Source organism: Streptomyces sp. AC558_RSS880 (assembly GCF_019049255.1).
GTDB lineage: Bacteria > Actinomycetota > Actinomycetes > Streptomycetales > Streptomycetaceae > Streptomyces.
Genome location: NZ_JAGMUJ010000030.1, coordinates 50,483 through 63,653, shown reverse-complemented (window position 1 = coordinate 63,653; position 13,171 = coordinate 50,483). Strand labels below are relative to the sequence as shown.

The 13,171-nt window shown below is 69.0% G+C and carries 19 protein-coding genes; 15 read left to right on the top strand and 4 right to left on the bottom strand.

Annotated elements, in window-relative coordinates; genetic code table 11:
- The 11 genes from KUM38_RS12200 (at position 1) to KUM38_RS12150 (ending at position 6,429) form a co-directional block, all read left to right on the top strand.
- Entirely contained in the window at positions 1–306 is a 306-nt protein-coding gene (locus tag KUM38_RS12200; protein WP_254397092.1) for a CHC2 zinc finger domain-containing protein, read from the top strand.
- Entirely contained in the window at positions 200–805 is a 606-nt protein-coding gene (locus tag KUM38_RS12195) for a topoisomerase (RefSeq protein ID WP_217129652.1), read from the top strand. The genes KUM38_RS12200 and KUM38_RS12195 overlap by 107 nt, the downstream gene beginning before the upstream one ends.
- Positions 802–1,167, top strand: coding sequence for a hypothetical protein (locus tag KUM38_RS12190; protein ID WP_217129350.1), 366 nt, complete (start codon positions 802–804; stop codon positions 1,165–1,167). The genes KUM38_RS12195 and KUM38_RS12190 overlap by 4 nt, the downstream gene beginning before the upstream one ends.
- A 59-nt stretch (positions 1,168–1,226) precedes the next feature.
- A complete protein-coding gene (locus KUM38_RS12185; RefSeq protein ID WP_217129349.1) occupies positions 1,227–1,415 on the top strand; it encodes a hypothetical protein in 189 nt (62 codons plus the stop codon).
- On the top strand, positions 1,412–1,621 hold the full coding sequence (locus KUM38_RS12180; protein WP_308408953.1) for a hypothetical protein: 210 nt from the start codon (positions 1,412–1,414) through the stop codon (positions 1,619–1,621). Before KUM38_RS12185 ends, KUM38_RS12180 begins: the two co-directional genes overlap by 4 nt.
- 3 nt (positions 1,622–1,624) lie before the next feature.
- Entirely contained in the window at positions 1,625–2,818 is a 1,194-nt protein-coding gene (locus KUM38_RS12175) for a hypothetical protein (RefSeq protein ID WP_254397059.1), read from the top strand.
- Positions 2,815–3,135, top strand: coding sequence for a hypothetical protein (locus tag KUM38_RS12170; protein WP_217129348.1), 321 nt, complete (start codon positions 2,815–2,817; stop codon positions 3,133–3,135). The genes KUM38_RS12175 and KUM38_RS12170 overlap by 4 nt, the downstream gene beginning before the upstream one ends.
- The gene (locus tag KUM38_RS12165; protein ID WP_217129347.1) at positions 3,132–3,515 is read left to right on the top strand and encodes a hypothetical protein; all 384 of its coding nucleotides are present in this window, start codon (positions 3,132–3,134) and stop codon (positions 3,513–3,515) included. Before KUM38_RS12170 ends, KUM38_RS12165 begins: the two co-directional genes overlap by 4 nt.
- Positions 3,512–3,934, top strand: a complete 423-nt coding sequence (locus KUM38_RS12160) for a hypothetical protein (protein WP_217129346.1) — start codon at positions 3,512–3,514, stop codon at positions 3,932–3,934. Before KUM38_RS12165 ends, KUM38_RS12160 begins: the two co-directional genes overlap by 4 nt.
- 2 nt (positions 3,935–3,936) lie before the next feature.
- On the top strand, positions 3,937–6,081 hold the full coding sequence (gene nrdJ / locus KUM38_RS12155) for a ribonucleoside-triphosphate reductase, adenosylcobalamin-dependent (RefSeq protein WP_254397058.1): 2,145 nt from the start codon (positions 3,937–3,939) through the stop codon (positions 6,079–6,081).
- 75 nt (positions 6,082–6,156) lie between these two features.
- Positions 6,157–6,429, top strand: a complete 273-nt coding sequence (locus KUM38_RS12150) for a hypothetical protein (protein ID WP_217129345.1) — start codon at positions 6,157–6,159, stop codon at positions 6,427–6,429.
- Between the two features lie 119 nt (positions 6,430–6,548).
- On the opposite strand, the gene KUM38_RS12145 is transcribed toward KUM38_RS12150, so the two are convergent.
- Together KUM38_RS12145 and KUM38_RS12140 are read right to left on the bottom strand one after the other, a co-directional pair.
- Positions 6,549–6,791 carry a hypothetical protein gene (locus tag KUM38_RS12145; RefSeq protein ID WP_217129344.1) on the bottom strand — a complete coding sequence of 81 codons (243 nt, stop codon included), beginning with the start codon at positions 6,789–6,791 and terminating at the stop codon, positions 6,549–6,551.
- A 168-nt stretch (positions 6,792–6,959) separates the two neighbouring features.
- The gene (locus KUM38_RS12140) at positions 6,960–7,190 is read right to left on the bottom strand and encodes a hypothetical protein (RefSeq protein WP_217129343.1); all 231 of its coding nucleotides are present in this window, start codon (positions 7,188–7,190) and stop codon (positions 6,960–6,962) included.
- 158 nt (positions 7,191–7,348) lie between these two features.
- Here KUM38_RS12140 and KUM38_RS12135 point away from each other — a divergent pair, with 158 nt between their 5' ends.
- Both KUM38_RS12135 and KUM38_RS12130 read left to right on the top strand, forming a co-directional pair.
- The gene (locus KUM38_RS12135) at positions 7,349–8,563 is read left to right on the top strand and encodes a helix-turn-helix transcriptional regulator (protein ID WP_217129342.1); all 1,215 of its coding nucleotides are present in this window, start codon (positions 7,349–7,351) and stop codon (positions 8,561–8,563) included.
- A gap of 14 nt (positions 8,564–8,577) precedes the next feature.
- Complete coding sequence (locus KUM38_RS12130) at positions 8,578–8,943, top strand: hypothetical protein (protein ID WP_217129341.1); 366 nt, start codon at positions 8,578–8,580, stop codon at positions 8,941–8,943.
- Positions 8,944–8,990: 47 nt separating this feature from the next.
- Here KUM38_RS12130 and KUM38_RS12125 read toward each other — a convergent pair whose 3' ends face one another.
- Positions 8,991–9,986, bottom strand: coding sequence for a hypothetical protein (locus KUM38_RS12125; protein WP_217129340.1), 996 nt, complete (start codon positions 9,984–9,986; stop codon positions 8,991–8,993).
- Positions 9,987–10,352: 366 nt separating this feature from the next.
- Between KUM38_RS12125 and KUM38_RS12120 the strand changes: the two genes are divergently transcribed.
- Complete coding sequence (locus KUM38_RS12120) at positions 10,353–10,922, top strand: peroxiredoxin (RefSeq protein ID WP_217129339.1); 570 nt, start codon at positions 10,353–10,355, stop codon at positions 10,920–10,922.
- A gap of 6 nt (positions 10,923–10,928) precedes the next feature.
- Positions 10,929–11,462 carry an alkyl hydroperoxide reductase gene (locus KUM38_RS12115; protein ID WP_217129338.1) on the top strand — a complete coding sequence of 178 codons (534 nt, stop codon included), beginning with the start codon at positions 10,929–10,931 and terminating at the stop codon, positions 11,460–11,462.
- Between the two features lie 255 nt (positions 11,463–11,717).
- Here the strand turns inward: KUM38_RS12115 and KUM38_RS12110 are convergent, their stop codons facing one another.
- A complete protein-coding gene (locus tag KUM38_RS12110) occupies positions 11,718–13,106 on the bottom strand; it encodes an AI-2E family transporter (RefSeq protein ID WP_217129337.1) in 1,389 nt (462 codons plus the stop codon).
- Between the last annotated feature and the right edge of the window lie 65 nt (positions 13,107–13,171).

The following is a 13,171-nucleotide window of genomic DNA, read 5'->3' as shown; positions in this document are numbered from 1 at the left end:
ATGACGACCTGCCCACTGCACGAGGACAACACCCCATCCATGTCCTTCAACACGGACAAGGGCCTCTGGAAGTGCCACTCCTGCGGGAAGGGCGGCGACTCATTCACTTTGATCATGGAAAAGGAAGGCACTGACTTTGTCGGAGCACGAGCCCTTGCAGCCTCTCTCGCCTTCGCAACGCGAGATGCTGGAGGAGGCGGTGAGCGCGTATCAGGCAGCTCTTACGCCGGGCGTCGCGCGGTATCTCCTCGACCGGGGAATCGGCCGCGAGGAGGCGGTTACACACCGGCTTGGCGTCGTCGGTGACCACCCGTTCCCCGGCCATGAGCGCTTCCGCGGAATGCTCGCGATCCCGTATCTCGACCGCCACGACAAGCCGCTGACCGTCCGGTTCCGCTGCCTGGAAGACCACGACCACAGGGCCGCCTTCCACGGGAAGTACAACACGATCAAGGACGACCCGCCCCGCATGTACGGCATCGCCGACGTGCACCAGGCCGGGGACACGATCGACGTGACCGAGGGCGAACTCGACCGGATCATCCTGCGGAAGGTCGGCCTTCACGCGGTCGCCATCCCCGGCGCCGCCCTCTGGCAGGGCAGACACAGACGGATGCTCGCAGGCTTCAACCGCGTGCGCGTCTGGGGCGATCCAGACGACGCGGGCGCGGAGTTCACCGCCCGTATCTGCCGGTCCCTCCGCTCAGCGAAGGGCGTCCGGCTGCGGGACGGGGACGTGACCGACACCTACATGCAGGGAAGCGCTCAGGCGCTTCTCGACCTGATCAAGGAGGACAACCAGTGACCGAGACGACCGCCAAGAAGGCCGCCCCTCGCAAGGCGCCGGCACGCAAGGCCGACCCCTTCGCGGCCGTCCTCGCCGAGGTGGGCACGGCGGCCCGCAAGGTCGGCGACCTGCCCTCGGCCCTGGTCGGCGGACACCTCCCCTCGCGGGGGGCGGAGTCCTACCGCAGGCGGGCCGAGGACTGGGACGCGATCAACGAGGCCCGCCAGGACGCCGGGACGTTCGGCGTTGACGGCCTGGCCGTACAGGTCGCCTTCTCCGCCTTCGGTGGGCGCACGGTCGAGGAGATCCGCGAGGGTCTCGTCCGGCTGGCCTCGCTCGCGCTCGCGGCCGTCGAACAGATCGACCGGGGGGCCGAGTGACCACCGGCCTTCCCTGCCCTCAGTTCATGGACGGTCGCGGCTGCGGCCACTACGAGCCCGTGCGCGACAACGAGGGCGCCGCACGTGAGCGCCTGCGCAATCACCTTCGCGGCCTGCACGGCGGGGTGGTCTGGTCGGAAGACGAGATTCGCCGCAGCGTGGGCCATGTACGGCCCCGCCCGCTGGAGACGCTCGCCCACCAAGTCGAGACGGCCTGTCGCGAGCACCTTGCCCGGAGGGGCCTGTGAGCGAGTCACTGCCGGGCAACCCTGGCCCGACCCTGAAGCGCATCTACGAGGAGCTGGAGCCGGACGTACGGGAGACCGTCGTTCTGCGGCTCGTCGACACCGGCTCCTCCGCCGAGCGCCTGGCCCTCGTCCTCCGCAAGCACGGGCACACCGTGTCCGCTTCCACGATCCGCACGTACCGCCGTTCTCTCCGTGATGGGGTGTAAACTTTGGACCGTTCCGAGCTGCTGAACGACCTTCTCCGTACGCCGACCGCTCCGGCCGTCCCCGGCCGCCAGGCCGACCCCGAGAAGGACTTCACCCGCCAGATAGAGGTGTCGGGCGACGCGGCCGAGGTGACCGTGCGGGGCCCCGAGGGCATCGACCCCGAGTCCACGGCGGCCGACGTACTCCGCGCGCACCACCTCGACCCCGCCGAGTGGGAGGTCACCGGCTTCCGGTCGAGCGAATGGACCATGGCCAGCGGTGAGCCCGGCGTCTCCGCCCGCTTCTCATTCGGCCGCCGCAAGGTGCCGGCGGTTCTCGAGCGACCGAACATCGACGAGCTGCTGTCCGTCTTCGACGAGGCGCCCGGCTTCGTTCAGGACGACGACGAGGGCGAGTTCACGTACGTCGTCGCCCTGGGCGACATGCAGTTCGGCAAGATCGACGGCGACGGCTACGAGGGCACCCTGAAGCGAGCGATGCACTGCATCGACCGGGCCGCCGAACTGCTCACCGAGTATCAGAAGCGCTTCGACATCGAGCACGTACACCTTGCGTGGCTCGGTGACCATGTCGAGGGCTACGTCTCGCAGGGCGGTGCGAACGTCTGGCGGACTCAGCTCACCCTCACGGAACAGATCCGCCTCACCCGCCGACTGATGGCGTACGCGATCATCCGCTTCGCGCCGATGGCGAACCGGCTGACCGTCGTTGCGGTGCCGGGCAACCACGGCGAGGCCGTACGGCCGGGCGGCAAGGGGACGACCCGCTACGACGACAGCCACGACACGGACGCGCTGATCTCGGTCAGCGAGGCCCTGGCCCTGGCAGGCGAGGAGTTCGCGCACGTCGAGGTGTACGTCCCCGACACGGACGAACTGACCGTTGTCGTCGAGTGCTCGGGAACGGTCGTCGCCCACGCCCACGGGCACCAGTGGCGGCCCGGCAAGCACTTCGAGTGGTGGCGAGGCCAAGCCTTCGACAAGACGAGTGCGATGCACACCGCCGATCTACTGCTCGCTGGTCACCTGCACCACGAGTTCGTCGACACGGACGGGCCGAGGACGTTCGTGCAGGTGCCCGCGATGGAGTCCGAGTCGACGTGGTGGCGGCATCTGAAGGGCACGCGCGGCGCCCCTGGCCTGATGGTCATGGTCACCAGGGACGGCGAAGTGCCGGTCAAGGAAGTGGTCCGGTGACTGCCCCCGACTGGCGGGTCCTCGACCTGCCCGAGGTGGTGGCCCTCGCAGGCCGGGCCGCCCGCCGCATCGCGGACGGCTACGAGGACACGCTGACGATGGAGTACGAGGACGCCCGGCAAGAGGCGTTGATCATCCTGGCGACGAAGCCCTCGATGGTGAACGAGTGCCTGGCCGACCCGAACCTCGGGCTCGGCGTCCTCTATCACCGCCTCGTCCTCGATCTGGTCGACCGAGTGAAGACCGAGGCCAAGCGCCGCATCCGGCACACCTCCTACGAGGCGGCCTGCGATGCGGCCGAGAAGGGGCGCGTGTGAGCGGGTACGACCGGCGCCTCGTCGAGCACCTGCTTCCGGCCGTGTGGGACGTGGAAGCCGCCTACGGCATCCGCAACCCCACGGCCCCGGACGCAGACATGCCCAAGGGGACCGTCGACAAGAAATCCGCGGGAGTCCTGTTCGCCCACCTCGCCGACATCCGGCGGGGCTGGGTGACGGCCCCGCTCTCCCTGGTCGAGCGTCGGGCGCTGTTCATGCGCTTCGGCCTCGACTGGGAGGACCGCCGGATAGCGGCGCGCGAGGCGGTCACCGACCGCGCCATCCGCTACCGGCTCGAACGGGGAATCGGCAAGCTCGCCGCCCACCTCAACGGCACTGACTACGTGGACAGTTACGACGAATTGGAGAACGCAGCGTGAGCGAAATGCCACCCGAGGAGCCGCCCGCCGAGGAGCCGCCCGCCGAGGAGCCCGCGCCCGGCGTGGAAGCGCCCGCCGGCATGGCTCCGGAGGAGTACGAGTTCTGGGACGACGCGACCCTGACCTACTACGAGCGCCGGGCGGACGGGACGGTCATCGCCCGGCCCTACTCCGAGGCCGAGGTCACCCAGCATCAGGACGAGTTGGCCCTCGACAGCCTGCACAGCGAGGCCGCGTTCGCGATCGGCTACCTGGACACGCGAATCAACCTGAGCCTGGCCTTCCTGGCGCTGCCCGAGCCGACCAGCGAGCAGACGGCGGCGCAGATCAAAGTGCTGTCCGATCTCGCCGCGTACAGCGCCGGAACGCTCAAGCGGCTGATCAAGGTTCTGTCCGTCATGTTGAACAAGCCGGTCTGATCTTGGCCGAGCTGCTGATCACCACCAACGCCACCACTCCCAAGGAGCGACCCATCACCACCGCCTCTGTCCCGTTCGGCCCCACCGGTCAGACCGTCTACGAGCGCACCTACAGCCGCACGAAGGCGGACGGCTCCCGCGAGACGTGGCCCGAGACGGTCCGCCGCGTGGCGGCCGGGAACCTCGGCCTCGTCTACGGCCCTGCCGAGGGCTGGAGCGAGGCTGTACGGGCCGAGCATGACGAGCTGGTCGCCCTCATGGACCGCTTCGCCGTACTGCCCGCAGGGCGCCACCTGTGGGCGTCCGGCGTGAAGGGCAGGCAGTACCTCTTCAACTGCCACGTCTCGGGCTGGGGCGAGAAGCTCAGCCGGCACTTCGAGTTCAGCTTCCTTCGGCTGATGGAAGGGGGCGGGGTCGGTGCCAACTACAGCACGAAGTACCTCCGCCCGTACGGGGCCCCGCGTCGGGAGCTGAACGTTCACGTCGTGTGCGACCCCGCCCACCCCGACTTCGAGGACATGAAGGCCGCGGGCGCCCTCTCCAGCGAGTACGACTCGGACTGGGCTGGCGCCTTCGAGGTCGAGGACTCCCGCGAGGGCTGGGCCGCCGCGATGGTCGACCTGATCGACACCTTCATGACCGATAGCGAGGTCAAGCACAGCGACCGCGTGTACGACGTGTCGCGCGTGCGCGGGAAGGGCGCCCGCCTGAAGACCTTCGGCGGCGTCGCCTCGGGCCCGGCCCCCTTCGCCCGCATGATGCAGGAGATCGGCCGCGTCCTGTCCACCTCGGCCCGCGAGTCCGGCCTCTGGCACGACGCCGACTACCTCACGCCGACTGAGGCCATGGAGATCGACCACGCCATCGCGGAATGCGTGGTCAGCGGCGGGAATCGGCGTTCCGCGAGGATGGCGATCTGCGCGTGGAACGACCCGCACATCGAGGACTTCCTTCGCTGCAAGAGCGACCCCTCGCGGCACTGGACGACGAACATCTCCGTCGAGATCGACCAGGACTTCGTCGACTACCTGTCCGGCGAGAAGCACGACGACTTCGGGCCCGGCGGGAATGAGTGGGCCTACATGGTGCATCGCAAGGTCGTCGCCGGGATGCTGAAGAACGGCGAGCCCGGCTACTGGCACTCGACCGCCTCGAACGTCGGGGAGGTTGGTACAGTTGTTGCTACAAACCCGTGTGGCGAAATCGCACTTATGCCCTGGGAAAACTGCAACTTGGGGCATATCAACCTCGATGCGTTCGTACTGGACGGGCACGAGGCGTACGACGAGACGGGCCTGAAGCGGGCGCACGAGCTGATGGCGCGCTTCCTCGTCCGGGCGACGTACGGCGACGTGAACGACGCCGAGCAGGCCGAGCGCCTGGCCGCACAGCGACGGATCGGCGTCGGCCACCTGGGCGTGCAAGGGTTCCTCGCGAAGCAGGGCATCCGCTACAGCGAGGCGCCGGCACACACCCGCTTCCGGCTTCTCCTCGGACGGCTGAAGCGGATCGTCCGCCAGGCCGCCCGCGAGTACGCCTTCGAGCTGCGCATCCCCGAGCCGGTCAAGGTCACGACCGTCGCCCCCACGGGCACGATCGCGAAAATGCCGGGCGTCACGGAGGGAATCCACCCCGTCTACGCCCGCACCTTCCTGCGGCGCGTCCGCTTCTCGATTGCGGACCCGGATCAGGCCGCCAGGGTCGCCGCCTTCGAGTTCGAGGGATACAAGGTCGAGCCGTGCGTCTACGACCCCAGCGGGAACACGCTGGTCGTCGAGTTCCCCACGCTGGACAAGCTCGTCGCCGAGGTCGAGGCGCGCGGCTACCCGGCGGATCTGGTCGAGTCGGCCGACGAGCTGAGCCTCGACGACATGCTCGCCTTCCAGGCGATGTACCAGGCCGAGTACGCGGACAACGCGGTCAGCTTCACGGCGAACGTGCCCGAGGGCCTCGACCTCGACGAGACGGCGGACGTGATCGAGAAGTGGCTCCCCCACCTGAAGGGGACAACGATCATGGTCGACGGCACCAGGCCGCAGGCTCCGTACGAGCGGATCACCCGCGACGAGTTCGACGCCTACGAGTCGTATCGGGTCGAGGACTCGACCGACGAGGAGTGTTCGACCGGCGCCTGTCCGGTCCGCTAACTCCCTTACCCACGTGTAAAGTTGGGACCTTCGCGAGGAGGTCCCTTCCGCGCGTTCTGGCGTTAAGCTGTGACCATGTTCAAGATGACGTGGGCGCTGGTCGCCGAGCATGCAGACGAGTGGACCGGCGACGACTTCGGCCAGGCCGCGAGCGTCCTGAACGAGAAGGTCGGCGCGGCGGTCGCCGGGAGCGGCATGAAGCCCGAGGCGCAAGCGCACTTCCGCGAGACGTTCCTCGCCCCCGTCCGGGACGGCATTCGCCGCGAGGGTCGCGCCGCAGTCGAGGCCGGGCACGCATGGGACGACGCGGCCGGTCCGCTCCTGGTCGTCCTGACCCCGGCCGCATAACGCACGACCCCCCTCCGGGCGCTCATCCAGAGGGGGGTCTCTTTGCGTCACGACAGCTACGGGGGGAGCTGCCGCCCGCGAGCGAGGGGACCAGGGGAGGGCGACCCCGCTCGCAAGTCTCAGGTCTTCATGGTGGCGATGACGAAGCGCTTGTACGTCTCCTCGAACCGGCCGTGCCCCGTGTCTGCCCGATGCCGGGCGATCCACTGCGTCACCTCTTGCTGGTCCTGCGTCTCGGGGGATTCCTCGCCGCAGTCCCTCTCCTCTCCAGAGACGCACGTCGCCTTCATCACCCAGTCCGCCAACGGGTCGGGGTCCACCCGGTAGTCGACCATCCGGAAGACGCGGGCACCGGCTCTCACTCGGCGGCCTCCATCCGTACGGGCGCGTCTGTGTGCTTCTCGGCGAGGTGCCGGCGCAAGAGGACGTTGCAGTCGATCACCGCACTCTGGTCGCCTTCCCCGCGCTTTACCGCCCGCTTCCTCGCGATGTCCAAGCAGGTCTGGCACGTCTTGACCGGCTGCGGCTCGTCAGTGGTCAACACTGAACGCCTCCCCGAAGTCGTACTCGGGCTCGTCCTCGGCCGGGCGGGGGCGAAGGCGCCTCGCCTCTTCCGGGGTGACCGGGCGGGCGGCGCCCTTCTCGACCTCCCACTCCCTACCCCCGCCGATGGGGCGGAACAGCCAACGCCCGCCGACCGTCCCCATGAACTCACCGGCCTTGCCGTTGTTGTCGATCATGAGTTGCTTCTCAGTCGGCATCGCGTCTCTCCTAACCGTCCTTCATCGCCAACCCCCGGCGTCCAGTTTTCGCCTGCGCGATCAGTCCGGCCACGGCAGGATTGATGCAGTGATGACGCATTCGTGATGCACGTCGTTGCACTGGGCAGACCAGAGGCAGGCGACGAAGGGGGTAGGCCGTGGGCCTAAAGGAGCAGCGGAAGGCGTGCGGCTACAGTCAGGAGTCCCTCGCCGCCGCGATGGGCGTCGACCGAACCACGGTGGGCCGCTGGGAGCGTGGAGAGACTGAACCTCAACCGCCCCTGCGGCCGAAGCTCGCTGACCTCCTGGGCCTGAGCCTCTCCGAGCTGGACGCCCTTCTCTCGCCACAAGCCGTCATTCCGGAGGTCGAGGGGAACCTCGACAGCCCGACTCCTGACGGCGGTGACGACATGATCCGACGAGACTTCCTGCGTCTCCTCGCGGTGGCCGGAGCCCTGCCTGCCTTGCCGGCGGATGAGCCCTTCGACGGGGCGGCCGACTTCCGCGCGATGAACGCCCATCTGTGGCAGGTGTACCAGCTCGCCCGCACGAAGCAGGGCGTGTATCCGATCGTGCGGGACCAGCTCGCCGCCCTGGCGGAGGAGCTGGAGGGCAGCCGCGACACGTCGGGCCTGTGCGTGGCGGCCGGTGATCTCTTCCAGCTCGCGGGCGAGCTTGCGTTCGACCAGAACCGCTACACGGATGCGGCGGCCTCGTACACCCTGGCAGCCTCGGCCAGTCGGGAAGCCCGGCACTACGACCTGTGGGCGTGCGCGCTGACCCGGCATGCGTACGTGTCCCTGTACGAGCGACAGTGGGCGGATGCGGTGAGCGTGCTCACGGCCGCCGCGAGGGTCGCCCGGCGCGGGGACGGCCACCTCGCTACCCGGCATTGGGTCGCGGCCGTGCAGGCGCAGGCGTACGCCGGTCTGGGCGATCTCGACTCCTGCGAGCGAGCCCTCGACGAGGCCGAGCGGGTCCTCGACCTCACCGCGGATTCGGTGAATGGCGGATGGCTACGGTTCGACGCCTCTCGCCTGGCCGAGGAGCGCGGGGCCCGGTACGTCGAGCTGGGGCGCCTGGACCTCGCCGAGGTCGCCCTACAGCAGGCACTCGCACAGGTGCAGTTGGGCCGGGGTCAGTCGTACCGGCGCCGAGGTGCCGTCCTTGTCGACCTCGCCGTCATAGGCGCGAAGCGTCGGGACCTCGACGAGGCTGCGACGTACGCACGCGAGGCGATGGATCTCGCCCGACGCTCGGGGTCGGGATATGTGGCCCGTAAGCTGCGAACGCTCCGGGTCGAGCTGCGACCGGTCGCCAGCGATGTGCGCGCGGCCGAGCTGGACGCCGAGCTTGCCGAGTTGGCCGCCTGACGAGAGGGGACAGCGTGTCGGAGGAGAACGGGCGACGGTTCCGCGAGGCGTGGATCGCGGGCGTGCGGAAGCACTTCCCTGGCGAGCCGAAGCCGAGCTACGTCACCCCGTGGGAGGAAACGCCGGACTGGGAGCGCCAGGCCGCCGCGTCCGTCTGGGAGCAGATCGCGCAGTTCCTCGACCTGTCCGAGGGGCACGCGAAGCGGCTCTCGCGCGAGCAGAAGGGCCGGTTCGTCGCAACGTGCTGGACGGCGCAGATGTTCAAGCACTTCGGCGACCCGAAGCCTGCCTACGTGGCTGACTGGCCGGACCTGCCGGACTGGCAGAAGGAGACGGACAGCGACATCTTCGAGGCCGTCGAGGACGCCCTCGGTCGCTGAACGTCTGGCGTGCTGGCCCGGCTGCGTGTTGGCGGCCGGGCCTTGTCCTATACGGCCACGCCCGCTTCGAGCATGACATCGACGGCCTGCCCAATGGCGACCGCGTCAACAACGTGCTCGCTCGGGCAAGTGTCGGTCTCGTCGGCCAGGACCGCGCCCGTCTCGGTGTCCGTGACGACGCTGGTCACTTCGGGCTCGACGCTCGACTCGCTGTCCATGGCGGCCGTGACCGTGGTCGTGATGGTGAGGTCGTCGGCGAGCGGCGCCTCGACGTGCATCATCAGGCGATTGCCGCCGTTGCCCACGAGCGAGAACGTCTGCGGAGTCTTGGCGGACGACGCGCTGAGCCAGTTCGTGAAGTCGTTGACCCCGTCCACGACCTTTTCGAGCGTGGGCGGAAGGGCTTCCTTCAGGCTGCCCTCGTCCTCGTACAGGTTCTCTCCGGTGGACGGGTAGTAGGGGTCGACGGACGTGGTGCCGGCGGAGGGGGCCTCGTCGGCCTTCGTGCTCGGCTCCTCGGCGGTGCTCGACGAGCCAAACTCGTCCGTGCCCGTGGTGGCCCCCTGGCGCTTCGTCTGGCCCTTCGCGGGCTCCTGGGCGCCGGACTGTTCCTCGCCCCTCTGTGGCGCTGCCTGGCCCCCCGTTGGCGCCTTCTGGTCCTCGCCCATCGCCTTCGTGTTGGACCGCGCGGGCTTCCGCGAGTCCGTGGGGTTCTTGACGTAGACCGGCCCGTTCGGCACGACGACCTCGCCCGTGTGGACGCTCACTGTGCCGTCCTTGTTCACGCGGATGGTGGCGTTGTCTCCGTACGCGAGGGCGTAGGCGTCGGCGGTTGCCATGCCCCGGCGCATGGCCTCGCGTATGAGGGCCTTGCGCTGTTCCTCGGTCAGCGGGACTCCCGCGATGCCGCCTCCGCCGTCGAGGTAAGTCGGGGCGTAGCCGGGGCCCTTGGAGTCCGTGAAGACGTCGCCCTTCTTGGTGCCGTGCGCCGTGTCCGGGCGGCTGTCCCTGGCGCGCACGGGGGCGTCCTGAAGAGTCGTCATCGCGAAGGTTCCGAATGCGGCCGTCACCAGCATTCCGTACCCTGTGAGCGCCATCTTTCGGCCGCGCGCCCCTCTCGCAGGGATCGCCAGCAGTCTCCCGATCGGGTGTGTGCTGATGGCTTCCTGCGGTGCCGCGTCGTCCCGGCGCATGGGTATCCCCCTCCAAGCGGATTGTGCTCCTCCGCAAGGGGACCATGCGGACAAAGTTAACAGAAGGTTAAGTTCTTAATGGTTACCGCTTGACACGTGGCGCCGTCCGGTTATCGGACGCACCTATCAATCAGGTCGGGATCTTCAATTTCTGCCTATTGATCACCATGTGCGAAGGTGAGCCGGTCCGACCCCCACCTCTAACGGAGGAAGTAAGTGCTCACCGTTGGTGACCAGTTCCCCGAGTTCGATCTGATGGCCTGCGTCTCGCTGGAGAAGGGCAAGGAGTTCGAGCGGATCGACGCCGAGTGGATTAAGATCAACCGTGAGAAGAAGGGTTGGTTGGTGGTCTTCGCGTGGCCCAAGGACTTCACCTTCGTGTGCCCGACCGAGATCGCCGCCTTCGGCAAGCTGAACGACGAGTTCGCCGACCGTGACGCCCAGGTCCTCGGCTTCTCCGGTGACTCGGAGTTCGTCCACCACGCCTGGCGCAAGGACCACGACGACCTGCGCGACCTGCCGTTCCCGATGATGGCGGACTCCAAGCACGAGCTGATGCGCGACCTCGGCATCGAGGGCGAGGACGGCTTCGCCAAGCGCGCCGTCTTCATCGTGGACCAGAACAACGAGATCCAGTTCTCCATGGTGACCGCCGGCTCCGTCGGCCGTAACCCCAAGGAGGTCCTGCGGGTCCTGGACGCCCTGCAGACCGACGAGCTCTGCCCGTGCAACTGGAGCAAGGGCGACGAGACCCTGGACCCGGTCGCCCTGCTGGCCGGGGAGTGACCTGACATGTCGCTCGACTCCCTGAAGTCCCGCATACCGGACTACGCCAAGGACCTGAAGCTCAACCTGGGCTCGGTCATCGGCAACTCGGACCTGCCGGCCCAGCAGCTGTGGGGCACGGTGCTGTCGACGGCGATCGCCTCGCGCTCGGCGATCGTGCTGCGCGAGCTGGAGCCGGAGGCGAAGGCGAACCTGTCGCCGGAGGCGTACACGGCGGCCAAGGCCGCCGCCGCGGTGATGGCGATGAACAACGTCTTCTACCGCACCCGTCACCTGCTGTCGGACCACGAGTACGGCAACCTGCGCGCCGGGCTGCGGATGAACGTCATCGGCAACCCGGGCGTCGACAAGGTCGACTTCGAGTTCTGGTCCTTCGCGGTCTCCGCGATCAACGGCTGCGGCATGTGCCTCGACTCGCACGAGCAGGTGCTGCGCAAGGCCGGCGTGGAGCGTGAGGTCATCCAGGAGGCCTTCAAGATCGCCGCGGTGGTCCAGGCGGTCGCCGCCACGCTGGACGCGGAGGCGGCCCTGGCGGAGTGACTCCGCACGCCGTCCCACGCGTCGGGCCCGTCCACCATGACCGGTGGGCGGGCCCGACCCGTACACCCCGCACTCCCGCACTCCGCGGGCAGCCGTGCCGCGACCGGCGTAACTGCGGGCAATCGTGCCGCTGGGGCGGCACGGGTGGGCGCAGCGGTACCCCGCAAGCGCCGGGCTGCGCAACACCCCTCGCCCCGCACCGACACCGCTCACCGGGTACCGCAGCTGCGTCGCCGGACGGTGCGGCAGCCCCGCCTACTCCTCGCCGGTGTCCCCCGGCCGCTTCTCGCCCCCCGGAGGCCGGACCTCCGGCACCGCCGGCACCGCCGGCAGCGGGGCGTCCGGTTCGGACATCGCCGTGGCACCGCGCGGCCGGGGGGCCTGGGTCGCGGCCTTCTCGTGGGAGTACGCGCGCAGATAGCCGACGACGGTGTTGGTGACCGCGACCAGCGGCACGGCCACCACCGCTCCGCCGATGCCGGCCACCATGCCGCCCGAGGCGACCGCCAGCACCACCGCGAGCGGATGGACCCGGACCGCGCGGCCCAGGATGAACGGCTGGAGGATGTGCCCCTCGATCTGCTGCACCGCCAGCACCACCACCAGCGTCATGACGCCCGTGAACACCCCCTGGGTGACGAGCGCGACGACCACCGCGAGCGCTCCCGACACCACCGCACCCACGAGCGGGATGAACGAGAACAGGAAGATGAACACGGCGAGCGGCACCGCCATCGGCACGTCGAGGAAGTAGATGCCGAGGCCGATGAAGATCGCGTCGATCAGAGCCACTATCACCGTGCCGCGCACGTACGCCGTCAGCGTCCGCCACGCCGCCGGACCCGCCCCGGCGACACCCGGACGGGCCGCCGCCGGAACGAGCTTCAGCGACCACTGCCAGATCCGCTTGCCGTCGTAGAGCAGGAACAGCGTCGAGAAGACCGCCAGCAGGATGCCGGTGAGCGCCTCGACCACGACGGTCACGCCCTCCAGGCCCGCCGAGGTGATCTGCTCGGTGTTGGCGCCGACCGCTTCCCGCAGGTTCTTGGCGATCTCGTTGATCTGCTTGTCGGTGACGTGGAAGGGGCTGTTGAGCAGCCAGTTGCGCAGCTCGTCGATGCCGTCCTGGATCTGGTCGGAGAGGTCGTCGATGTTCTCCATGACCTGCCAGGTCACGAACCAGCCGATGAGGCCGATCACGACGAACCCGAACAGTGCCGTCAGCGCGGTGGCCGGCCCGCGCGGCACGCCGAGCCGCTTCATCCGCGCCACCGTCGGCTGCAGCAGCGCGGTGATCAGCAGCGCGGCCACGAACGCCAGTACCACCAGCTGTACGGCGCTGATGACCCGCATGAGCACCCAGAGCGTGCCGGCCAGCACCAGCAGCCGCCAGCCGGCCTCGGCCGCGACCCGTACGCCCCAGGGCACGGCCTGCGCCGGGTCGGGGCGGGCCGGGACGACGGTGGTCAGGTGCTCGAGCGGCGGCTCGGGGTCGGGGCGCGGGGTCTCCACCCGTTCGGGTCCGGGGTCCTCGGCGTCCGGCCGGCGGTCCCGCTCCACCTCGGCGCGGCGCTCCTCCAACCGCTTGCTGACCTCGGTCAGTCCGGCTCCGACCCGGCCGAGCCACCCTGGCACTCGCGACATGATCCGTCCTCTTCCCCCGTTTCTCCCCACCACTCACCCCTGGAGTCGTCGGTCAGACCGTACAT